This window comes from Phycicoccus sp. Root563, from assembly GCF_001427915.1.
In the GTDB taxonomy this organism is placed as follows: domain Bacteria; phylum Actinomycetota; class Actinomycetes; order Actinomycetales; family Dermatophilaceae; genus Pedococcus.
Genome location: NZ_LMGM01000001.1, coordinates 98,317 through 121,307, shown reverse-complemented (window position 1 = coordinate 121,307; position 22,991 = coordinate 98,317). Strand labels below are relative to the sequence as shown.

The 22,991-nt window shown below is 71.7% G+C and carries 16 protein-coding genes and 1 tRNA gene; 6 read left to right on the top strand and 11 right to left on the bottom strand.

What is annotated here, in order from left to right; genetic code table 11:
* Positions 1–364 precede the first annotated feature (364 nt).
* Complete coding sequence (locus tag ASD62_RS00545; protein WP_235530742.1) at positions 365–1,330, bottom strand: DUF3068 domain-containing protein; 966 nt, start codon at positions 1,328–1,330, stop codon at positions 365–367.
* 211 nt (positions 1,331–1,541) lie between these two features.
* Here ASD62_RS00545 and ASD62_RS20255 point away from each other — a divergent pair, with 211 nt between their 5' ends.
* Positions 1,542–3,440, top strand: coding sequence for a hypothetical protein (locus ASD62_RS20255; RefSeq protein ID WP_162254739.1), 1,899 nt, complete (start codon positions 1,542–1,544; stop codon positions 3,438–3,440).
* Positions 3,437–4,624, top strand: a complete 1,188-nt coding sequence (locus ASD62_RS20250) for an acyltransferase (protein ID WP_056914291.1) — start codon at positions 3,437–3,439, stop codon at positions 4,622–4,624. Before ASD62_RS20255 ends, ASD62_RS20250 begins: the two co-directional genes overlap by 4 nt.
* On the opposite strand, the gene ASD62_RS00530 is transcribed toward ASD62_RS20250, so the two are convergent.
* Positions 4,612–8,736, bottom strand: a complete 4,125-nt coding sequence (locus tag ASD62_RS00530) for an alpha-(1->3)-arabinofuranosyltransferase family protein (protein ID WP_056914290.1) — start codon at positions 8,734–8,736, stop codon at positions 4,612–4,614. The genes ASD62_RS20250 and ASD62_RS00530 overlap by 13 nt on opposite strands.
* On the bottom strand, positions 8,733–9,503 hold the full coding sequence (locus tag ASD62_RS00525; protein ID WP_235530592.1) for a class I SAM-dependent methyltransferase: 771 nt from the start codon (positions 9,501–9,503) through the stop codon (positions 8,733–8,735). The genes ASD62_RS00530 and ASD62_RS00525 overlap by 4 nt, the downstream gene beginning before the upstream one ends.
* A 76-nt stretch (positions 9,504–9,579) precedes the next feature.
* On the opposite strand from ASD62_RS00525, the gene ASD62_RS00520 reads away from it, so the two are divergent.
* The gene (locus ASD62_RS00520) at positions 9,580–10,731 is read left to right on the top strand and encodes a glycosyltransferase family 4 protein (RefSeq protein ID WP_056914289.1); all 1,152 of its coding nucleotides are present in this window, start codon (positions 9,580–9,582) and stop codon (positions 10,729–10,731) included.
* On the opposite strand, the gene ASD62_RS00515 is transcribed toward ASD62_RS00520, so the two are convergent.
* From ASD62_RS00515 to polA, 3 genes are all read right to left on the bottom strand, one after another.
* Positions 10,732–10,935, bottom strand: a complete 204-nt coding sequence (locus ASD62_RS00515; RefSeq protein ID WP_056914288.1) for a hypothetical protein — start codon at positions 10,933–10,935, stop codon at positions 10,732–10,734. It lies immediately after the preceding gene.
* An 81-nt stretch (positions 10,936–11,016) separates the two neighbouring features.
* On the bottom strand, positions 11,017–12,615 hold the full coding sequence (locus ASD62_RS00510; protein ID WP_200956827.1) for a hypothetical protein: 1,599 nt from the start codon (positions 12,613–12,615) through the stop codon (positions 11,017–11,019).
* An 85-nt stretch (positions 12,616–12,700) separates the two neighbouring features.
* Positions 12,701–15,373 carry a DNA polymerase I gene (gene polA / locus ASD62_RS00505; RefSeq protein WP_056914286.1) on the bottom strand — a complete coding sequence of 891 codons (2,673 nt, stop codon included), beginning with the start codon at positions 15,371–15,373 and terminating at the stop codon, positions 12,701–12,703.
* Positions 15,374–15,392: 19 nt separating this feature from the next.
* Between polA and ASD62_RS00500 the strand changes: the two genes are divergently transcribed.
* The 3 genes from ASD62_RS00500 (at position 15,393) to ASD62_RS00490 (ending at position 19,158) form a co-directional block, all read left to right on the top strand.
* A complete protein-coding gene (locus tag ASD62_RS00500) occupies positions 15,393–15,836 on the top strand; it encodes a PaaI family thioesterase (RefSeq protein ID WP_056914285.1) in 444 nt (147 codons plus the stop codon).
* 156 nt (positions 15,837–15,992) lie between these two features.
* Positions 15,993–17,795: a DUF1800 domain-containing protein gene (locus tag ASD62_RS00495; protein ID WP_056914284.1), complete on the top strand. Its 1,803-nt coding sequence runs from the start codon at positions 15,993–15,995 to the stop codon at positions 17,793–17,795.
* Positions 17,796–17,802: 7 nt separating this feature from the next.
* On the top strand, positions 17,803–19,158 hold the full coding sequence (locus ASD62_RS00490; protein WP_082553083.1) for a DUF1501 domain-containing protein: 1,356 nt from the start codon (positions 17,803–17,805) through the stop codon (positions 19,156–19,158).
* Between the two features lie 5 nt (positions 19,159–19,163).
* Here ASD62_RS00490 and ASD62_RS00485 read toward each other — a convergent pair whose 3' ends face one another.
* The 5 genes from ASD62_RS00485 to pyk form a co-directional block, all read right to left on the bottom strand.
* Positions 19,164–19,745: a GNAT family N-acetyltransferase gene (locus ASD62_RS00485; protein WP_056914283.1), complete on the bottom strand. Its 582-nt coding sequence runs from the start codon at positions 19,743–19,745 to the stop codon at positions 19,164–19,166.
* Positions 19,746–19,971: 226 nt separating this feature from the next.
* Positions 19,972–20,502, bottom strand: a complete 531-nt coding sequence (locus ASD62_RS00480) for a GNAT family N-acetyltransferase (RefSeq protein ID WP_056914282.1) — start codon at positions 20,500–20,502, stop codon at positions 19,972–19,974.
* A gap of 3 nt (positions 20,503–20,505) precedes the next feature.
* On the bottom strand, positions 20,506–21,117 hold the full coding sequence (locus ASD62_RS00475; RefSeq protein ID WP_056914281.1) for an ANTAR domain-containing response regulator: 612 nt from the start codon (positions 21,115–21,117) through the stop codon (positions 20,506–20,508).
* 103 nt (positions 21,118–21,220) lie between these two features.
* Positions 21,221–21,306: transfer RNA gene (locus ASD62_RS00470), tRNA-Leu, on the bottom strand.
* A gap of 90 nt (positions 21,307–21,396) precedes the next feature.
* The gene (gene pyk, locus ASD62_RS00465) at positions 21,397–22,848 is read right to left on the bottom strand and encodes a pyruvate kinase (protein ID WP_056914280.1); all 1,452 of its coding nucleotides are present in this window, start codon (positions 22,846–22,848) and stop codon (positions 21,397–21,399) included.
* Between the last annotated feature and the right edge of the window lie 143 nt (positions 22,849–22,991).

Sequence of the window (22,991 nt, the reverse complement as noted above, 5' to 3'; positions counted from 1 at the left end):
GGCCCCGGTCCCGAACGGGACCGGGGCCTCGGCGCGTCCACCTCCGGACGAGGGCCACGGCGACCGTGCGCAGACGGGCGCACCCGGCACCATTCGCAGGTTCGCCGAGACAAAACGCCGAAGTGGCGCTATACCTGAAAGACGACGAATCCGTCCGTGACCGGACGAGGCGCCCACGCCATCCCCCACAGGCGGGACGCCTCGCACCGGCACCTCCCCGGGCCGTCGGGTCGGCAGGGAGCAGCCACTCCGCCGACCCGACGGCCCCCTCATGGGGCAGACCCCACGGGGGCGCACGGCACGGGTGCAACGAGAAAGGCCCGGTCGGATCTCCGACCGGGCCCTTCCTCGCTGTTCGCGGGGGTCAGGCCTCCCGGCGGCCCCGGCGGCCGCCACCGAGGGTGAGGACCAGCCCGAGGGCGATGAGCAGGATCCCGAGCCCGATGCCCACCGGCGTGAGCGCGCCACCGATGAAGCCCAGCAGGGCGCCCTTGCTCGACCAGTCCTCGACGTTCTTCTTCACCGTCGCGTCGCTGTAGCCGATGGTGCCGAGCGTCGTCGGGACCTCGTCGTAGCCGGCGGCCACCAACGACTTGTCGACCTGCTCCTGGCCCTTGATGAGCACACCGGTGTGCGGTTCGATCCACAGCGTGCGGACGTTGCCGTACATGACGGACGCCGGGACGTTGCCGGACGCGGAGTCGCCGAAGATGGCCTTGGGGACCTCGCGCTGGGCGACCTGCGCCTTGTCGATGATCTGGCGGAAGACGTAGGTGTTCAGGCCCTCGATCTTCTCCTCGCGGACGAACTGCATGTCCGTCGCCTTGCCGAGGTCCCCGTCCCACCACGAGTAGGACTTCTTCTGGACGTCGAACGGGAACTTGAAGAAGTTGCCCTTGTGGTCGACCGGCACCAGCTTCGACGGGTCGTCGAGGTCACCGGCGGACTTGTAGTCGCCGCAGCAGTTCGTCGCCGTGCCCGTCTTGCGGTTGAACGAGACGCCCTCGTTGCTGTAGCTCAGGTCGGTCCACTTGCCGTCGATCTCCGCCTGCGACTTGACCGTGGTCTGCCAGAACGCCTGGTCGTCCTGGGTGCCCTTGGCCTTGACGCGGCCAGGGATGCCGATCACCTCGCGGGTGCTCTTCAGATTGACGTTCTGGAGCTTGTCGAAGACAGCCGAACCGTTGACTTCATGCGCGTACAGCGCCGACATCCCCGATCCTTGCGACGTCGACTCCGAACGCTGGTCTAGCTTCACTGTGGCGAGGCCCTGGTAAAGCACTGGCTTGGCCAGCACTCCGAGCACCAACAGCAGAACTCCCAGCACCATGGCAACGCTGCCAAGCACCTTGCGCATCCCGGCTATCTCCTTGCGATTTGAGGTGAGCGCACGCTACCAGCGGGTAGCCTGCCGACGTGTAGATATGGCGGGGCGCGCCCAACGCGGCTTCGACTCATGAACGGATGGCATGGACTCAACGCTTCGCACCGGGAGCTCGACGGCAGCGTCGCCGTCCCCCGAAAACCCGGATGGCTCGGACGTGCCCGCTGTCCGCCCCGACCCCGCCGGCCTCGCAGGGCTCACGGCGCTAAAGGGGTCGACTGGGACGCAACGCGCCGCGGGCGTGGTGATCGCGGCGTTCGTGCTGGCGACGGCATACCTCGTAGTCCCTGGCGGACTGTACATCGACGACTTTCGCGCCCAGGCGTATGCCACCGGGCGCGGGATCTGGCCGTTCATCGTGGAGAGCAACCGCACGCACCTCTCCCCCGGCGCGCGCACCGTGGACTGGCTCCAGGCCACGTACTGGCCGCTGGCCCATGGACCGGCCGCAGTAGTCACCCTCGTGGTGGCGGCAGCCCTCGGCGTCGCTCTTTGGCGCCTGCTGGAGCTGCTCGTCCCAGACCGACGGGCCGCCCTCGTCGGGCTGTCCCTCGGACTCTTTGGCACCTCGATCGTGCCCGCGCTGGCGTGGTACCGCCAGGCCCTCACGACCCTGGTCGCCCTGACCTGCGTGCTCGTGGCCGTCGACGCCGCCCTCCGCGTCGTGCGGGGCGGCCGGCTCACCTGGGCCGCCGTCTGCGTCGGCGCGACCGCGTTGGGACTGTGCTTCTCCGAACGCGCCCTAGTCGTGGCGGTCGTGGCGGCCGCCGGCGTCCTGCTCTACTCCACCTCCGGCCCCCGGCTCCAGCGGCTCCGTCGGGCCCTGGTGCTGCTCGCGCCCCTCGCCGGTGTGAACCTCCTGTTCTTGGCCTTTTACGGATCCGGCGAGTACGACCACGCCAGCACCGGGTCCCCGAGCGCCGCCGGGTTCGTCGCGAGCACCATGCGGTCGGTGTTCGTCAACACGGTCCCCGGGCTCCTCGGCGGGCCCCTCGTGTGGCGGACCGCGGGCCCCACGTACAGCTTCGCGACCACCCCGGCCTGGTTCGTGGTCGTGTCGCTCGTGGCGGTGGCTGCCGTCCTGCTCCTGGCCTTCCTGGTCGGTCGAAAGCGGGCGCCCTCCGACACCAGGGAGCGGCCATGGCGGGTGTTCGTGCTCGTGCTGAGCTACGTCCTCCCCGTCTACGTCCTGGTGTACGTCGGCCGGGTCAGCCGTGCCGACGTCCGCTCCGTCGACGACCTGCGGCTCTACTCCGACGTCAGCGTCCTGCTCGCGGTCTTCCTCGCCGCCGCGCTCGGAGCGGTCCTCACCGGCCGGTCCACCGCCGGCACAGCGTCGACCACGAGCGGCGCCACGTCGGCACGTCGCACCCGGCGCCTCGCCAGGGCCGGGCTGGTCGCCGCCCTCGCGGTCGGCGTCTGCTTCGCGACGTCCTGGTCACGGTTCGCGGTCCGCTGGCACACCTCGACGAACACGCAGTACGTCGACACCCTCGCCAAGGACCTCGCGACCAACCGGGCCCCCATCATCCCCACCCCGGTCCCCGACTCCGTGGTGCCGGCCTGGGTCCAGCCCGATTTCTCGTCGGCCAGCCTGGTAGCCCTGCTGCACCCGGACACAGAGACCGTCCGCCTCGACTCGACGCCCCGGATCGTCGACAGGGACGGACACCTGGTCACCGCGCGGCTGAAGGCCGTGGCGACCGCCATCAACGAACGCGAGGACTTCTGCGGCAACGGCCTGCTCGCCGGGTCGAAGACCGTCACCGTCCGGTTCGCCAACCCCGTGCCCTACTACCGTGGGGCGCTGCTGCAGATGCGCCTCCTGGTCTCCGACACGACCCGGGTCTCCGCCACCGTGACCGGAGACACCGGCGTCAGCTCCCCCGTCGTCGCCCACGGCAGCCCCGAGCTCCAGCGCGGGCCGCACATGGTGGCCTTTCCCCTGCCCCCGAACGTCCGGGTGTCGAGCTTGACGCTGTCGCGCAGCCGTCCCGACTCGGGCGTCTGCATCACCGGCGCCTCGGTCGTAGTCGCCGAGAAGGTGGCCCGGTGACGACCCCGACGGACACCTCGGGCGCCCCGACCACCGCGACCAGCACCGGAGCCTCGTCGGGCCCGCGACACGTCCAGGAGCTCGAAGGCCTGCGTGCCGTGGCCGCCGCCGCCGTGCTGCTCACCCACGCCGGGTTCATGTCCGGAGCCATCGGACGTGACGTGCTCCCGGGCTTCCTCGCCCGCATGGACATCGGGGTGGCCGTCTTCTTCGTGCTGAGCGGGTTCCTGCTCTACCGGCCGCACGCGCGCGCGAACGCCGGACTCGGCAGGACACACGAGATCCGGACCTTCTTCGCCCGTCGGGCGGCCCGGCTGGTGCCCGCGTGGCTCGTCGTCCTCGCCGTCACCCCGCTGCTCGTGCCGGCAGCCCGCGCTGCGTCCCCCGGCCACTGGGTGGCCAACCTGCTCCAGCTGCAGAGCCTGAAGCAGTCGTGGCTGCTCCCCGGACTCGCGCAGCTGTGGAGTCTGTCTGCCGAGGTGATGTTCTACCTGGCGCTGCCCGCCCTCGCGGCCGTGATCGTGCGGGTCTGCCGCGGTCGCGGGCCGCGGGCCGAGGTGGCCGCCATAGTCGCCCTCGCGCTCGCCGCGCAGGTCTTCCGCTGGGGTGCCGAGCACGTCCTCCCGAGCGGGTACACCTGGCTCCAGACGCTGCCGGCGACCCTCGACTGGTTCGCCGCAGGGATGCTGCTGGCGGTTCTCACCTCGACTCCGGAACGCTGGACTCTCTTGACGACGGCCATGCGCCGGTCGCCCACCTCTCTGTGGGTGATCGCCGCAGCCGTCCTCTGGGTGCTCACCACCCGTCTCGCCGGGCCCTACGACCTGCGGCCTCCCACGACGGGTGAACAGACCTTCAAGCACCTCGGGTACGGCATCGTGGCCTTCCTCGTCGTCGCGCCGTCGGCGGTCGGCGCGACCACCCCCCTCTCGCCCGTGCTCGCCAGCCGCGTGATGGGCTACCTCGGGAAGATCAGCTACGGCGTGTTCCTGTGGCACCTCCCGGTGATGTTCGCGGTCCGGAACGTCCTGGGCTACCCCCTGTTCAACGGCCACTTCTGGACCACACTGATCCTTACCCTGGTCCCCACCATCGCCCTCTCGGCGGCGAGCTGGCACGTCCTCGAGTCGCCGGTCCAGGCCTGGGTGCGGGACCGCGCACCCTCGCGTCCTCAGCGAGCCTGAGAGCCGGGAGACCTCTGGCGCGACAGGGGTCTCGGCAAGACCACCACGGCCAGCAGGGCCGCCGCGAGAAGCTGCGACGCCAGTCCTCGGTTCGTCGCCCCGGTATCTGGCCACGGCGCGGAGGCCGACCACAGGACCCAGCCGGTGGCCAGCGCCACGAAACCCCAGGTCCGCGCCGATGTCGGCAGGTGCCGGAGCGCGATCGCCAGGACGACGGCCAGCAGACCCCACCAGCCGGAGACGAGGACGACTACGACGGCACCGGCCGCGACCAGCGGCAGGACAGGGGCGGACACCTCCGAAAGCACCTCCGGCCGGACATGGTCCTCCCGACCACGCCTCGGACGCGCGAGGGCCAGGGCGACCGCGGCGAGAGCGGTCACCAGTCCCAGCAGCAGCGACAGCCTGAATGGCACCTGCGGGCCGAAGGACAGGTCGACCGCGCCGCCACGTCCTGCGGGGACCACCCACCCCTGCGCCCAGCCGTCCACGCTCACGGCGGCGAGGTCGCCCGACGGCGCGGAGGCGGCCCAGCCCGTGTTTTGGTTCTCCCGGACGACGAGCAGCGAGGGCGCCGGCGTGGCCCCGGTAACGAGCTCGCGCGAGGTCGCCGACCACTTCTGCGTGCGCAGGCTCGCCGACGAGCCGGGCGAGGTCGCCAAGGCGCTGGTCGACGGGGGCGACGTCGTCAGCGCAAAGGTGCGCAGGCCGAACTCCTGCGAGGCGAGCACCCGCAACCGCTGCTCACCCGTCCCGAGGCGCACGGGCGAGCACACGGTCAGGTCGAGCGGCTGACCGTTGACGAGGGCGGAGCGCGACCCCTGGACCCGGGTGGCGTACTCGGTGCCGTTCACCTGGAGCCGGGGCCCAAATCCGCACGGAACGGCAACGAGGTCCTGGTCGGCCGCCGGGAAGGGAGTGCCGAGCACGTTCAGGTCGCCCACGACCACCGGCGCGGGAGTGCGGGTCAGCCCGTTCTGGAACACCAGCGGCGTGGACGCGGTCACGGCCACAGCTACCTTCGCCGCCCGGGTCGTCGGGATCCTCACTGTGCCGTCCTCACCCACCGCCCGGGCGTACACGTGACGGTTCACGGTGACCTCGACCGCCGTGGGTCGTCGCCCGGTGATCGTGGCAGCGGTCGTGAGGGTGACCCCCGACACCTCCCGAGGCGCGGGAAAGGTCACCGTGAGCGACGGCCGCTTGTCGACGGGATCGGCCGCCCAGTACGTGCGCTCGTCGCCGTCGACGGCCAGGGCCGGAGCCGTCTGCGCCCCGGGCAGCCAGGACGTCGAGGCCCTGACCGAGATCTTGTCGCCGCGGGCGAGAAGCCGCCGGGTCGCCGCGTCGTCCCGCGGGACGACCGTCCCCGAACCGGAGAACGTGGCTCCCGCCGGGAGCCTGAAGATCCGACGCAGGTCCGTCTCACCGTCCGCGATGACCGCCCGGTCAGGCACGCAGACCGGCGACCCCTGGACGTCGGGCACGCACGCGGGGACGCGGGACGGCGAGGCCTGCAGGAAGACGTCCGACACCGTCGACGCCGTGGGGTCGGCCAGGCGCTGCCAGGTCTCGACCCGGGGCAGGCTCCCGAGCCCGATGTCGCGGATCCGGACCGTCGGACGACCCGGGCGAACCTCGGCGATGGTGAGCGTCAGGTGCCGCGAGGTCCCGACCGGCGCCGACAGCTGCACGGGATACCGCGCGGCGTCCGTGGCGGCTACGTCGGGGCTCGAGATCGGGGTGCGGACAGTCCCGCGATCCGTGGAGATCGTGACCGCCGCGACGTCCGCGCCGCGCGCCATGTCGAACAGCGCCGACATCGTCGCGGGGACGGCGACGGGAGTGGCCCAGGTGACCGAGATCTGCTGTCCGGCGGGGCGGAATCCCGCGCTCTCCCACATCGTGTCGGCACTGGAGTCGAAGGCGCTCTCGGGCACCCTCGTGAGGTCGCGGCCCTGACCGAGGTCCGGCACAGCCAGCGAGCTCGTCGCCGCGACGTCACGGGCCCCCACCACCTCAAGCACAGTCTGGAGGGCTGCGAGCTGGCTCCCGAGCGGCAGGAACGGCATGAGCCAGTCATGCACCCGACGGTTCGCGCGGTACTCCTCACCGCGGGCCAGCAGGGGCCCGTAGTTTTGGCGGACTGAGGCGAAGCCGGCCTCGCGCCGCTGCAGGGTGTCGGTGAGGATCTGGGGGGCGTCCGCCAATCCGGCCGCCGCAAGTGAGGAACGGTCCGAGGCGAGCACCGTCGGGACGGAGGGATCCGGCAGCAGCGCCACGCCTTCGGGTCCCCCGGTCACGACCTTGGTCGTCGCAGCCGCGGTGGTCGCCGTGGGCGCGATGGACGTCGGGGCGAGGTCGTAGATCGTGATGGCGGGCGTCGTCGTCTCGCGTCCCCCGTCTACCGCGAGGGCCGTGGACGGGCTCCCGCCGACGGGCGGTCCGAACGCCTTGACCGGAGTGGCTCCCGAGGATTTGAGGGCCGCGCCGACGACCGCCGGGGAGGGCGCACCGGTGACGCGGTAGTTGAGGTCCGAACGCAGGAGGACGCGGCTCACACCGAGCCGCGACAGTTCGTTGGCGAGCTCGCGCCCGCCGTAGCCGGACGCCACCCGTGCCTCGATGTCGTTGAGGACCCGGGTGGCACCCGCCGAACCCAGCGGGACGGCGTCACGCACCATCCACGGGCTTCCCGCCAACGGCTGCAGGGGCTCGTCGCGGGGGTCGCCCCAGTAGGACGCCGGCGCGGAGGCGCCGGGCAGGACCAGGGTGCGGCCCGGACCGCGGTGGTCCCGGAGCCAGTTCGCCGACTCCTTCCAGTAGTCGGGCACAGCGATGAACTGACCCCGCTGGCTGACGCCCTGCAGGGCGGGAGCAGCGGCCTGCGCGACGATGGCGAGGACCGCCACCATCTGGACGACCTGGGGCAGTCGGCTCCCCGCCCGTCGAAGGGCTGCCGTGGCCACCGGTATGGCGTGGGCCAGTCCGATGCACAGCACGACGCGGATCACGGGTTCGAACTTGTGCGTGTTGCGGAACGGCGCCAGCGGACCGTCGAGCAGGTCGCCGAACACCGGGGCCAGCGGCCCGGTCCCGGCAGCCACCCGCCCGAGCGTCACCAAGAGGATGCCTCCGGCCAGGCCGCCCCGCACGAACAGGCTCCAGCGCCGGTCCGCGATCCACACGCCCCAGAGGCCGACGGCGGCGAGCGCCAGCCCGAGCCCGACGACCGGAGCGGCCGTGAGGATCTGCCACCCGGCCGGCCACTGCGGCCCCCTGGCGCCGTTGATCGCGGCGATCCACTGGGTGGTGCCGCGCAGGGCCTCGGTGGTCGAGGCCCCCGACGTGGTGACCGCACTGGACTCGATCCAGTCCAGGAACGGCGGGCTGTACCGTCCGAGCAGCACGAGCGGGAGGGCCCACCACAGGGACACCGCCGTGATGCCGGCCGCCCACCAAGCGAAGAGAGGCCACCGCCGCGGACTGCGACGGGTGAGCAGCCACCACAGGGGTAGCGGCAGCAATGCGAGGGTGGCGACGGCGTTGACCGCGCCGGCGAAGAGGAAGGCCACCGAAGAGCGGGCAGCCGCCCGGCGCTCGTCGCCGTCTGCCACGGCGACCAGGGGCAGCAGCACCCAGGGGGCCAGGGCCATCGGCCAGATCTCCGAGCTCACGGCACCCAGGCCCTCCAGCATCCGTGGGGCCAGGGCGAAGGCGAAGGACGCGACCAGCCGCGAGACGGGGGTGCCTACCCCCAGCCGCTCGAGGAGCAGGCGCATGCCGTGGAAAGCGGTGAGCAGGATGACGCACCACCAGAGGCGCTGCACCACCCAGTCCGGCAGCCCGACGACCTCACCAAGCCAGAAGAACGGCCCCATTGGAAAGAGGTAGCCGTAGCCCTGGTTCTGCAGCTGTCCCGCGGCCGCCTGGGGATCCCAGAGCGTGAACGCCCGGGTCAGCAACGCCCCGGGGGCCACGGTGAGGTCGAGCTTGGTGTCCGGCACGACCCAGCGCGGGGTCTGAACGACGCAGAAAGCGACGAGGACGGCGGATTGGGCGAACAGGTCCAGCCATGAGCGGTGCCGCACCGACGGGGTGGCAGCGGTCACGAGCCGCTCCTGCGGAGCACGACGACGGCGTTCCAGCACGCAACCTCACGGACGAGGGGGACACGGACGACCCACCTGGCCCACCAAGGGTGGTACCGCGGCAACACCTCGACGACCGACACCTGGCCGGCGGCCTCGACGGACCGCACCCAGCGCATCATCCGACCCACCGAGCAGGCGAACAGGGACCGTCCGAAGTCGTTCTTGGGTCGCTTGCCGTGCTTCGCGGCATACCGGTCGGCGGCCCAGCGGCCACCGAGGTAGTGCCCCGGCGACGTCTCGTGGCCACCCCAGGGAGAGAGCCAGGGCGTCCAGGACAGGACCACGACTCCGCCGGGACGCGTGATGCGCAGCATCTCGGCAGCCATCGCCTCGGGGTCGGGGACGTGCTCGAGGACATTGCTCGAGTAGGCCACCTCCACGCTCGCCGACGCGAGCGGGAGCTGCAGACCCGAACCGCGGACCGCGTTGGACCCGACCTTCCCCCGTGCGGTCAGCTCCCCCACATCCGGCTCGACCCCGGCATACCGCGCGCCCGCGGCCGCGAAGGCGTCGGCGAAGTACCCGGGACCACCGCCGATGTCGATGACCGTCGCACCCTCCAGGCTGCTCCAGCGCTGCACCTCGGCCACCGAGTCGACGGCCAGGGTGGAGTAGAAACGGTCGGGGTCGGTCTGCTCGACGAGGAAGGCCCGGAAGAGTTCGATGGTCCTGCGCAGGGATCCCCTGGGGTACGGCTGCACAGCGACATCGCCCGACTCGACCACGCCCTGAACCCTAGTGCCGCTACGGTTACCCATCAGTCAACATGCCCAACTCCCACCGTTGTGAGGATGTGCACACGTGCGTCTCGCGTTCCTCAGCTGGCGCGACTTCACGCACCCTGAGGGGGGCGGCGCCGAGCACTACCTCGAGACCGTTGCCGAGCACCTCGCCGCGCGCGGCCACGATGTGACGTTCTACTGCGCCGCCCACGGCGACGCCCGGGCCACCGAGGTGCGTCGCGGGGTCACCTTTCGGCGCCAGGGCGGCCGCCTCACGGTGTATGCCGCCGCGATGCGGGCGCTGCGCCGGGACGAAGCCGCCCGCGGGGCGTACGACGCGGTGGTGGACACCCAGAACGGCATCCCGTTCTTCTCGTCACTCTGGACCCGCACCCCCGTCGTCGTCCTCGTGCACCACGTCCACCGGGAGCAGTGGCCGGTCGTGTTCGGCCCGGTCGCGGCGCGCGTGGGGTGGTTCATCGAGTCGAGGATCGCGCCGCGGGTCTACCGGTCCCGTCAGTACGTCGCCGTGTCCGGCCGCACCCGCGACGAGCTCGTGGACCTCGGCGTCACCGGTGCGCACATCGCCGTGATCCACAACGGGACCGACGCCCCACTGGCCCTGGGGGTCGCGCGAGCCGCCGACCCGACCCTCATCGTCCTGGGCCGGCTCGTCCCCCACAAACGCGTCGAGCACGCGATCGACGTGGTCGCCCGGCTGCGGCCCACCCACCCAGGCCTGCGGCTGCGCGTCGTCGGCCACGGCTGGTGGCACGACCGTATCGCCGAGCACGCCCACGCCTCGGGGGTCGAGGACGACGTCGCCCTCCTCGGGTTCGTCGACGAGACCACCAAGCACGCCGAGCTCTCGAGCGCCTGGGTCGCGCTTGCGCCCAGCGTCAAGGAGGGCTGGGGGCTCTGCGTCGTGGAGGCCGCCAGCCACGGGGTGCCGACCGTGGCGTACTCAGATGCGGGAGGGTTGTCGGAGTCGATCATCGACGGCCGCACCGGCATGCTGGTCGACGACCTCGACGCCATGACCCGGGCCGTGTCCGCGCTCCTCGCCGACGCTGGGCTGCGCGCCGATCTGGGCGATCGCGCGCGTGACTACGCGCGCCAGTTCACCTGGGTGGGCACGGCGCAGCACTGGGAGGTCCTCTTGGACCACGTGACGCGACGAGGGGCGCCGATCACGCTAACCGACGCCCGCTCCGAGAGCGTACGGGGCTGACTAGCCGCCGTAATTGAGCAGGTCCTCCGGCGGCACAATGTCCTTCTTGCCGTCGACGATAGCCGTGCTGTCCTTCGGGCCGTTCGCACTGATCACGCCGAAGACGGCTGCTGTGGCGGCACCACCACCGATGACGACGCTGAGGAGGGTGATGGCTGCGGCAGACGACACGGCTCCGCGCTCGTCGCGTCGCAAGAACTTCATGCTCGATGGCCTCCAGGCTCGGTGGTGTTGCGCAGAGGTTACCGGCTGGTTCTGCCTTTCGCGCAATCCTTCGGGGATTTCTCACCCCCCGCGTGTCACCGCCCACACGCGGAAGTGTGGGCCGTCGAACACCGTCACCAGCCCGTCGGTCTTCCTCCAGCGAGCCCCCGGGCTGTCCAGCCACTCGACGACCGCGGTGATCCCCCGCCGTCGCAGCTGGACCGGATCGGGTCCGCCGGGCGTCGCCCCGAGGCCGAGCTCGGCACTCGTGACCACGTCGTCGTCGACGGTCCACCGCTGCTGTCCTCGCGCCACGACGAGCTGACGGGACACCACCACCGGGACGCCGAGTGCCCTTGGGGTGGGGTCGAGGAACGGCTGGTCACCCACCCACGGGGTCCGCCGGAACGTCTCGAAGGGGAGCACGAGGACTCGCCCGCGGCCTGCTGCCCCCTCCGCGGCGCGCACCATCGGCGCCCAGTCCGACGGCAGGGTGACCGGGCGGTATCCCCCGGAGACGACCGAGGGCAGGTCGGGCACGCTGAGGACCGCCGCGGAGAGGACCACCACGGCCCCGACCACTCCGGGCACGAGCGAGGCACTTCGGCGCGGCGTCGTTCCCGGGCGGGACCGCGTGCGCCACGCGAGCTCACCGACGGCCACCCCGACGAGGACTGCACTGGCGACGGCGCTGAGTCCCAGCCACCGGTGGGTGTCCCTTCCGATCGCGACGCCTGGCACCTGCTGCAAGCTCGAGAAGAGCTCGAGCGCGGATCCAGCGAGGACGACTGCCACTGCCACCGGCACCAGCCAGGCCGCACCGGCCAAGAGCCCCGCGGAGCGCCCGGACCTGCGAGTCAGCACCACCAGGCCGACGAGCGAGGCGGCCACGAGGAACACCGAGGCGGCGACCCCGACCACGGAGGTGCGCGACCCCGGCACCGTGGCCGCGGCCCAGCTGCCTCCCATGGTGAGTGCCGAGCCCACCAGCCCGAGCGCCGAGTCGGACCGCAGGGCGAAGGCACGCGCGCCGTCGGGGTCGGCCCCACCCGTGGAGCTGGCCAGGGCTGGCACGAGCCAGGGCAGGGACCACAGGACGGACAGCACGGTGACACCGCCCACCCAGATCAGCCGCCGCCTCCACGAGGTGGCCAGGCTGGCCCCGATGGTGACGAACGCGGCCACGAGTGACCCCCAGGGAGTCAGCGCCGCGGGGAGGGCGCAGCCGAGCACGAGGAGGAGCGCGCGCGATGTCGAGAGCCGCGAGCGAACGGCGGCGACCAGCCAGGGCGTCATCGAGTACGCGAGCAGGGTGGGCGGTTGGCCCAGGGCCAGCCGCTCGGCAACGAAGGGGTTCCAGGTGGCGACGGCGGCGCCGGCGACCATGGCGGCCGTCCCGCGCCGTCGGAGCAGCACAGCCACACCGGTCCCGGCGAGGAACAGGGTCGCGACGAGCATGACCTGCTGCTGCACCCCCGTCCCCAGCAGGGGTGACAGCCCGGCCATGACGGCGTCGAGTGGGACGGCGCGCGGCGGCTCGCCGTCACCGCCGAGCAACCCCCCGCCGCGCGCGAGCTCCGGGACGGTCACGAAGTCGCGGTAGAGGTACACCCCGCGCCCCAACGAACGGCCACAGACCACGAGGGCCAGGGCCAGACTCACGAGGGTGGCGGGGAGCACGCCCCACCGGCCGACCCTCCGGACACGGTCGACCGAGGAGTTCGGGTCCTGCTGGAGGTCCGGCCGCGGAGGCACCATCCTCGCCTCAGTGGGCGGCGTCGTGCCAGGAACGGCCGACGCCGACGCTCACCTCGAGCGGGACGTCCATCTCCATGGCCCCGCCCATCTCACGGCGGACCAGCGCCTCGACGTCGTCCCGCTCGCCCGGGGCGATCTCGAGGACGAGCTCGTCGTGGACCTGGAGGAGCTGGCGCGACCGGGCACCCGACTCGGTGAGGGCCTTGTCGACCCGCAGCATGGCGAGCTTGATGATGTCGGCGGCCGAGCCCTGGATCGGCGCGTTGAGTGCCATCCGCTCGGCCATCTCGCGGCGCTGGCGGTTGTCGGAGGTCAGGTCGGGCAGGTACCGGCGGCGCCCGAGCATGGTCTGCGTGTACCCCGTGCCCCGCGCCTCGGCGACGACCTCGGTCAGGTAGTCGCGCACACCACCGAACCGGGCGAAGTACTCGTCCATGAGCCCCTGCGCCTCACCGGTCGAGATGGTGAGCTGCTTGGACAGGCCGAAGGCCGACAGGCCGTAGGCCAGGCCGTACGACATCGCCTTGACCTTGGAGCGCATCGCCGACGTGACGTCCTGCGGCTCGACGTGGAAGACGCGCGAGCCGACGAACCGGTGCAGGTCCTCCCCCGTCCGGAACGCCTCGATGAGCCCCTCGTCGCCGGACAGGTGCGCCATGATCCGCATCTCGATCTGGCTGTAGTCCGCCGACATCAGCGACTCGTACCCCTCACCGACGACGAACACCTCGCGGATGCGGCGGCCCTCGTCGGTGCGGATCGGGATGTTCTGGAGGTTGGGGTCGGTCGAGCTGAGACGACCCGTGGCGGCGATCGTCTGCTGGTACGTCGTGTGGATGCGGCCGTCGTCGGCCACCGACTTCAGCAGCCCTTCGACGGTGACCCGCAGGCGGGAGGCGTCACGGTGGCGCAGCAGCGCCTCGAGGAACGGGTGCTCGGTCTTGGTGAACAGGTCGGTCAGCGCGTCGGCGTCCGTGGTGTACCCGGTCTTGGTGCGCCGCGTCTTCGGCAGCCCCAGCGTCTCGAACAGCACCACCTGCAGCTGCTTCGGCGAACCGAGGTTGATCTGGTCGCCTCCGATCGCGTCGTAGGCGTCCTCCTGGGCCTCGCGCACCTTGGCGGCGAAGTCGGCCTCGAGCCCGGTCATGGTCTCGGTGTCGGCCCCGATGCCGGTGCGCTCCATCCCGGCGAGGACGTGCTCCAGCGGCAGCTCGACGTCGCGCTGCAGGGAGGTGCCCCCGGTGGCCTCCAGCTGCTCGGCCAGCGACGCCGCGAGGTCGAGGACGGCGCGGGCCCGGACCATCGACTCCTGCGCCCCGGTGTCCTGGTCGTCGCCGAAGTCGAGCAGCCCCTGGCCGCTGTCGGCGGTCTCGGCGCGCAGCTCGCGGCCGAGGTGCCGCAGCACCAGGTCGGACAGGTCGTAGGAGCGCTGGTCGGGCCGGACCAGGTAGGCCGCGAGCGCCGTGTCGGTCTCGATGCCGTCGACCGCCCAGCCGCGGGCCGCCAGGGCGAGCAGCGGACCCTTCGCGTCGTGCAGCACCTTCGGCCGCATCGGGTCAGCCAACCAGGCCCCGACAGTCGCCTCCCCGGCCGGGTCGAGCGCCGCGAGGTCGACGTATGCGGCTGCGTCACCGTCGGTGGCCAGCGCGAGGGCGGTGGCGTCCCCGGTGCCGCGACCCCAGCTGCCGACGACGTGCACGCCGACGCGGGCCCCGGCGGCGGCATACTCCTGCAACCAGCCGGCCACCTCGTCGGGGGCGAGCACGCTCCCCTCGAGGTCGAAGCCGTGCTCGGCCTCCTCCTGCGGCGCCTCGAGGTACTCGAAGAGGCGATCGCGCAGCACCCTGAACTCGAGGCTGTCGAAGACCGTGTGGACCTGGTCGCGGTCCCAGTTCTGCCGCTCGAGCTCGTCGATGGTGACCGGCAGCTCGAGGTCGGTGAGGAGGTGGTTGAGCCGGCGGTTGCGCAGGACGCCGTTGAGGTGCTCGCGCAGCGACTCCCCCGCCTTGCCCTTGATCTCGTCGGCGTGCGCGACGACGCCCTGCAGGTCGCCGTAGAGCCCGAGCCACTTGGCCGCGGTCTTGGGTCCGACACCGGGGACCCCGGGCAGGTTGTCGCTGGTCTCCCCGACGAGGGCGGCGAGGTCGCTGTAGCGCTCCGGCGCCACGAGGTACTTCTCCTCGACCGCCTTGGGGTCCATCCGCCAGACCTCGGAGACACCGCGCACGGGGTACAGCAGGGTCACCTTGTCGGTCACGAGCTGGAAGGCGTCACGGTCGCCGGTGCAGATGACGACGTCCATCCCCTGCGCGGTCGCCTGGGTGGTCAGCGTCGCGATGACGTCGTCGGCCTCGAAGCCGTCGAGCTGCACGTGCTTGATCTTCAGCGCGTCGAGCACCTCACGGACCAGCGCCACCTGGCCCTGGAACTCGCTGGGGGTCGCGGACCTGGTCGCCTTGTACTCGGCGTACTCCTCGCTGCGGAACGTCTTGCGGCTCACGTCGAACGCGACGGCGAGGTGGGTGGGTTGCTCGTCGCGCAGCACGTTGATCAGCATCGACGTGAAGCCGTAGACCGCGTTGGTGTGCTGACCGGTGCTGGTCGAGAAGTTCTCGACCGGCAGCGCGAAGAAGGCCCGGTAGGCGAGGGAATGTCCGTCGAGGAGCAGGAGGCGACTCACGCATGGCAGCCTATTGGTTATGAGTGACACCCCCGAGACCACCGACGACTTCGGCCCCGCCCTCGCGGCGATGCAGGCGATGAACCCCGACTCGCTCCTGCACCGGATGCAGATCGAGGTGCTCGAGGGCACCCCGCACCGGGTCGTCGGCCGGATGCCGGTCGCCGGCAACACCCAGCCGTACGGCCTCCTGCACGGTGGGGCCTCGGTGGTCCTGGCCGAGACGCTCGGCTCCATCGGAGCGGCGCTGCACGCCGGTCCGGAGCGGATCGCGGTGGGCCTGGACATCAACGCGACGCACCACCGGGCGGCGCGTTCCGGGTTCGTCACCGGGACCGCGACGGCGCTCTCGCTCGGCAGCACCCTCGCGTCGTACGAGGTCGTCATCACCGACGAGCAGGAACGGCGCATCTGCACCTGCCGCATCACCTGCCTGGTGCGGGCGGCGGCACCCGGGGCCTGACCCCCGAAACCCGACATTTCGACCCGCTTCGTCAGGGCGTGGTCAGCGCAAGGTCAAGGGCCGGTCAAGTGGGCTGGGAAGCCGTCCGTTGGTCCCCCGTCGAACGGCCCGAACGGGTGACGACGCCCCCGTGACGCGCGGGAGACGATCGACGACGTGCCCCCCAGCATCATCCGCAACCGCTCGGCCGTCGCCACCGACTCCCCCCAGTCACCCCCCACCGCGACCGGCCCCCTCCCCGACGCCCGGACCGAGCCGGCCGGGGCCAAGGTCACCCGACGCGGCGCCGTGGGCGCCGTGGCGGCCGCGGCGGTCGACGCCGTCGCCCCGCACCGGTCCCCCAGCACCTACACCGCCCCGACCGTCGCCAACCCGATCACGCAGCGCCCCCTCCCCCAGCAGCTGGCCAAACCCCCTGTCACCGCGCACGACCCGGCCCCCGCCACGATCGACCGCGCCTACACCCCCCGGAAGGGCGTCGCCTACACCTCATCCACCTCGACGGCCAGGGCCACCGCTGGAGCCACCGCCGTCGCCGCACCCAGCCCCGCCCTGCACCTGGCCCGGCGTGCGTCGTGGGGCGCCACCCCCGCCCTGGTCGCCGAGATCGCGGCCAAGGGAACGACCGCCTGGATCGACGCCCAGCTCAGCCCCCTGACCGCCGTCCCCGACACCGCGATGGACTCCTTGGTGACCACCCAGTGGCCCATCCTCAACAGCCGGATCTGGGGCGTGCGGGACAAGTACTACCCCGACAGCACCGGCGACGCCGGCTACGCCGTCATCCAGGCCTACCTGGCCCGCGCGATCTGGTCCAAGCGCCAGCTGCTCGAGGTGATGGTGGACTTCTGGACCAACCACCTCGTCGTCACCGGCCCATGGGGCGACGCGTGGGACAGCCTGCACCGCTACCACCTCGACGTGATCCGCCGGAACGCCCTCGGCCGGTACTCCGACATGCTGGTCGCGGCGGCCAAGCACCCCGCGATGCTGCAGCAGCTCGACAACGCGTTCTCCACCAAGCGGTCCCCCAACGAGAACTTCGGCCGTGAGCTGCTCGAGCTGCACACCGTCGGTGTCGACGGCGGATACCGGGAGTCCGACATCCGCCGGTCCGCCCTGGTCCTCACGGGCATGGGCATCGACTTCGAGACCGGCGAGTACCTCTGGCGCGACATGCGGCACTACCGCGGCAAGGTCTCGCTGCTCACCTGGAGCAACGACAACGCCTCGCCCGCCGGGACCCCGGTCGTGGAGTCCTACCTCAACTACCTCGCCCGGCACCCGAAGACGGCCCGCCGCATCGTCACCAAGCTCGCGGTCCGCTTCGTGTCGGACACCCCGCCGACGACGCTCATCGACCGGCTGGCCCAGGTCTACCTCGCCAACGACACCCAGATCGCCCCGGTGCTGCGGGCACTGCTCACCTCCCCGGAGTTCTCCGCCTCTGCGGGCCAGAAGACCAAGCGACCGCTCGAGAACATCGTCTCGGCGGTCCGCGTCCTCGGCGCCCAGCCCGGGGCCGACCTCCCCGGCTGGCTCAACGACCTGCTGTGGATGGCCCAGACCGCGGGACAGGCCCCCATGGGGTGGCCCGCGCCGAACGGCTACCCCGACGTGGCGCCTGCCTGGGCCGGGGCCGGCACCACCCTGACCACCTGGAACTTCCACATGTACCAGACGTGGACGGCCTCCGACCCCGCCACGACCAAGGTGAAGTACCCGGCCCTCCGGACCCTGCTCCCCACCACCGCACCCGCGACGTATGGCGCGTACGTGGACGCCCTCGCGCAGCGCCTCACCCAGGCACCGCTGCCCGCCGCCAAGCGCGACGCGGTCTGCGCGTTCCTCGACAAGACCGCTGCCACGACCCTGTCCGCGAACGACGCCGCCCTCGGCTGGCGCCTGCCCTACGTCGTCGCGCTCATCCTCGACTCCCCCGAGTTCGCAACCCGCTGAGGCCCTGATGACCCACACCACCCTGCCCGGCACCGCGCCCGTCCCCGTCGAGGGTGCCGCCCCCGGCCCCCCGTCAGCTGACGCCTGCGGCTGCCCCGACTTCGTCCGCACCATCAGGGACACCGGCTTCTCGCGCCGCGGCTTCCTCGCCGCCTCCGGGCTCGGCGCCGCCGGCGCCCTCACCCTCGGCTCGACCTCGGCCGAGGCCGCGACGCAGCTGACGTTCGCCGACGCCGGCTACACCGGTGACACCCTCGTCGTGCTGTCCTTCCGCGGCGGCTTCGACGGCCTCACCGCGGTCGCACCCGTCGGCGACGCCGCGTACTACGAGGCCCGGCCCAACATCGCCGTCCCCCAGTCCCGCGGGCTCAAGCTCGACGCGCGCTTCGCCCTCCACCCGGCACTGGCCCCCCTTCTGCCCCTGTTCACGTCCGGTCGCCTGGCCATGGTGCACGCGGTGGGCCAGCCCAACCCCACGCGGTCGCACTTCACCGACATGGACGAGATGGAGCGCGCCGCCCCCGGGTCCTCCCTGCGGACGGGCTGGCTGGACCGCATGGTCGGCGCGACCACGACCCCCGGTCCCTTCGCCGCGACCTCGCTCGCGTCGACCAGCGCCCCGCGCTCCCTCATGGGCCCCACGGTCGAGCTCGCCATGCGCAGCCTGGACAGCTTCGACCTGGCCGGCGCGTGGGACGCCACCGAGATGAGCCGGTGGACCAAGGCGCTCGGCGCCCTCTACGCCGGTGCGCCCGCGCAGCTCGCCGGACCGGCGAACACCGCACTCAGCACGGTCGGCACGACCACCGCGCTGACCAGCACCCCCTACACGCCTGCCGGTGGCGCGGCATACCCGTATGGCGCGCTCGGCGACGCACTGCGCGATGCAGCCCGCCTCATCAAGGCCGGCGTGGGCCTGCGAGCGGTGACCATCGACTCCGGCAACTGGGACATGCACGTCAACCTCGGACGCTCCGACGGCGGGTGGATGTACAACCAGCTCACGGAGGTCGGCAAGGCGCTCGCCGCGTTCAACACCGACCTGGGGGCAGCGGGCGACAAGGTCACGCTCGTGACGCTCTCGGAGTTCGGCCGTCGCGTGGCGGAGAACGGCTCCGGCGGCGTGGACCACGGGTACGGCAACGTCTCGTTCGTCATGGGCGGCGGCGTCAACGGGGGCAAGGTCTACGGGACCTGGCCCGGCCTGACTCCGGACAAGCTCCTCGCCGGCGACCTCAACGCCACGACGGACTACCGCATCGTCCTCGGCGAGATCCTCGAGAAGCGCTGCGGCATCACCGCCGGCACCGTCCTGCCCGGGGTGCCGACGACCCGGCTGGGGATCGCCAGGCCCCAGAGCTGACCCAGTCAGCCGGCCAGGCGGTTGGCCGACTGGGCGGCCCGTGCCCGCAGCGACCGGCGACGGTGCAGCAGCGCCTCGAGCGAGTGCGTGCGCTGCTCGTCGGTGCCCAGTCGCCGGCGCAGGGCGGCCACCGTGGTGATCCGTCGGACCACCTGCGAGCTGAAGCCCAGGCGAGCGAAGAAGCGGTTGGCCTCGCGGTGCTGCGCGGGCACGTTGCAGCCGATCTGCTCGCACCCGCGCGAGTCGGCGTAGACCGTGACGGCACCCATGAGCTGGCGCGCGACGCCGTGCTTGCGCGACTCGGGCACGACGTACAGCTGGTCGATCGTCACGCAGGGAGCCTCGGTTAGCGCTGAGAAGGGGCTCGTGGCGGCGACGGCGAACCCGACCGCGCGCCCGTCCGCCATCGCGACGTAGGCCCTGACGTCCTCACGGCCCAGGGCGGCGGCGACGCGGCCCTCCGACGCGGCTCGGGCAGCGACCTCCGGGCTGACCCCGGCCTCGACCCGGGCCGACATCCACAGCTCGGTGAACGCTCGCTGCTCGTCCTCGCGCACACGCTTGACGCTGATCGCGGGACGGCTCACCGGTTCCTCCATCATCGACGGTCTGACTCGTGTGTGCGCGGCTCCCCCGAGGGCCGCTGGCCGTTCCAGGAACGCGCCAGGAGTAGGACTCTAGAGCCACCGCGCTCCATTAGTGAAGTCTTCAACAGAACTGCTCCGTGCAAGTGAATGGGCTTGCTTGCGACCACTGGCATTTCGTCGCGACGGCCCTCGGATCAGGAGGCCGTTTCGGCCGCCCGGGCGAGCGTCACAACGGCTGCTCGAACACGTAGTCGTCCTCGTACCGGTCCCCCACGAGGAACCGCTTGGTGCCCACCTGCGTGAACCCGCTCTTGGCGTAGAACCGCTGAGCGCGTTCGTTGAGCTGGTTGACCCCGAGCCAGGCGCCCCCGGACCCCCTGGCGCGAGCGGCGTCGAGGGCGGCCGCCATCAGGAGCCTGCTGGTGGCGCCGCCGTGCTGGTCGGGCAGCACGTAGATCTTGCTCAGCTCCGACGTCGGCCGCAGGCTCAGCGCCGCCTGTACGTCCGGGTCGGACGGTTCCCCCGTGACGAGCATGGCGTAGCCCGTCGCCGTGCCGCCGTCCTCGGCGAGGAACAGGTCACGGGCGGGGTCGGCGAGGTACTCGACGAACCGCTCCTCCGACAGCACGTTGGCGATGAAGGTCGCGATGGCCTCCGGCGTCACGTGCGGTGGACAGGCCAGGGCGAAGGTCGCCGCGGCGACGCCGGCCAGCGCCTGCGCGTCGGCCGCCGAGGCCGCGCGAACCACTGCCGGCACCGGTCAGGCCTTGTCCATGCCGGTGACGACGGCCTCGGCCACCTCGCGCATGCCCAGGCGACGGTCCATCGCCGTCTTCTGGATCCATCGGAACGCCTCCGCCTCGGAGATCTTCAGCTTCTTCATGAGGATGCCCTTGGCCCGGTCGACGGCCTTGCGCGTCTCGAGCCGCTCGCCGAGGTCGGCGATCTCGCTCTCGAGCGCCTTCACCTCGGTCCAGCGGTGCCGGGCGATGTCGATGGCCGGCGCGAGGTCGGAGGCCGTGAACGGCTTGACGATGTACGCCATCACGCCGGCGTCGCGCGCCCGCTCCACCAGCTCGGTCTGGCTGAAGGCGGTGAGCATCACCACGGGGCAGATCTTCGCCGAGCCGATCTCCTCGGCTGCGGTGATGCCGTCCATGACGGGCATCTTCACGTCCATGATCACCAGGTCGGGCGTGAGCTCCTTGGCCATCTCGACCGCCTGCTCGCCGTTGCTCGCCTGCCCGACGACCTCGTAACCGAGCTCGGCCAGCATCTCGGCGAGGTCGAGGCGGATCAGCGCCTCGTCCTCCGCCACGAGGATCCGCGTGGGGGCTTTGGTGGTGGTCGTCGTCGACTGGGTCTCGCTCACAGGACTGAGCCTATGGGACGCACGTTAACGGCATGTTGCGTGCCCGGCGTGGGGACGCCCCACTGGGCGAGACCGGTGCTCCACGGCGAGAGTGGGAGGTCTGTGGTGCCGAAGGCGGGACTCGAACCCGCACGCCCTTTCGAGCAGAGCATTTTGAGTGCTCCGTGTCTGCCATTCCACCACTTCGGCGCAGCTCGCCGGACGGGCCGGCGGAGGTGCGGGAGCAGCATACAAGCGGGTGGGGGCGGTGCCCGCCACCCGCTGGCACCCCTCGCGGCGTCAGTCCTCGAGGTCCTCGTAGGCGGGCGCGACCTTGTTGACCGCGTCACCCATCTTGTGGACGCGAAGGGCGTTGGTGGAGCCGGGGATGCCGGGGGGCGAGCCGGCGACGATGACGACGAGGTCGCCCTCCTTGACGCGGCCGTCGGCGAGCAGGGTCTTGTCGACCTGGCGCGCCATCTGGTCGGTGTGCCGGGCCATCGGCACGAGGAAGGTCTCGATGCCCCACGCGAGGGCGAGCCGCGAGCGGGTGTGCGCCTCCGGCGTGAAGGCCAGCATGGGGATGCGCGGACGGACGCGCGACATCCGCTTGGCCGTGTCACCGGACTGGGTGAACGTGATGAGGTACTTCGCGCCGAGCAGCTCGCCGATCTCGACCGCGGCGGCCGACACGGCGCCACCCATCGTGTGCGGCTTGGTGCCGAGCGGGAGGATGCGGTCGAGGCCATGCTCCTCGGTGCTCTCGATGATGCGGGCCATCGTCTCGACGGCGACGATCGGGTAGGCGCCCACGCTGGTCTCGCCGGACAGCATGAGCGCGTCCGCGCCGTCGAGGACCGCGTTCGCCGCGTCGGAGGCCTCCGCGCGGGTGGGGCGGGGGTTCTCGATCATCGACTCGAGCACCTGGGTGGCGACGATGACCGGCTTGGCGTTGCGGCGGGCAATCTCGATGGCGCGCTTCTGGACCAGCGGCACCTCCTCGAGCGGCAGCTCGACGCCGAGGTCGCCGCGCGCGACCATGACCCCGTCGAAGGCGGCGATGATCTCGGCGAGGTTGTCGACGGCCTGGGGCTTCTCGATCTTGGCGATGACGGGCAGCCGCACGCCCACCTCGTCCATCACCTCGTAGACGTCGTCGAGGTCCTTGGCCGACCGCACGAAGGACAGCGCGATCATGTCGGCGCGCAGGCGCAGCGCCCAGCGCAGGTCCTCCTTGTCCTTCTCGGACAGGGCGGGGACGGACACCGCGACACCGGGAAGGTTGATGCCCTTGTTGTTGCTGACGGTGCCCCCGACCGTGACCCGGCAGCGGACGTCGGTGGCGGTGACCTCGACGGCCTCGAGCGCGACCTTGCCGTCGTCGATGAGCAGCGCGTCACCGGGGCGGACGTCGCCGGGCAGGCCCTTGTAGGTCGTGCCGACCTCGGTCGGGGTGCCGTCGATCTCCCGCGTCGTGATGGTGAACTCGGAGCCGGTGGGCAGGCTCACCGGACCGCCCGAGAAGCGACCCGTGCGGATCTTCGGCCCCTGGAGGTCGACGAGGATCCCGACGGCGTGACCGGTCTCGTCGCTGGCCCGGCGGATGGAGCGGTAGATCTCCTCGTGGTCGGCGTACTCGCCGTGGGAGAGGTTCAGCCGGGCCACGTCCATCCCCGCATCGACGAGCGCACGGATGCGTTCGGGGCTGGAGACAGCCGGGCCGAGGGTGCAGACGATCTTGGCGCGACGCATGGTTGCGACCCTATCGCCCGCCCCGTCCGGAACGTGACGGCGGTCACCCTGCGGACACGCGAACACCCGGTGAACCACCCCTTCCGGGGAGGCCCACCGGGTGTCCGGGTATGCCGTGTTTCGAGTCGAGCAGGACGCCCGCC

Excerpts from the sequence above, each read along its gene's own strand:
- ASD62_RS00545 (WP_235530742.1), bottom strand. The coding sequence starts at position 1,330 with ATGGTGCTGGGAGTTCTGCTGTTGGTGCTCGGAGTGCTGGCCAAGCCA.
- ASD62_RS00490 (WP_082553083.1), top strand. The coding sequence starts at position 17,803 with ATGACCCACACCACCCTGCCCGGCACCGCGCCCGTCCCCGTCGAGGGT.
- ASD62_RS00515 (WP_056914288.1), bottom strand. The coding sequence starts at position 10,935 with ATGAAGTTCTTGCGACGCGACGAGCGCGGAGCCGTGTCGTCTGCCGCA.
- ASD62_RS00500 (WP_056914285.1), top strand. The coding sequence starts at position 15,393 with ATGAGTGACACCCCCGAGACCACCGACGACTTCGGCCCCGCCCTCGCG.
- pyk (WP_056914280.1), bottom strand. The coding sequence starts at position 22,848 with ATGCGTCGCGCCAAGATCGTCTGCACCCTCGGCCCGGCTGTCTCCAGC.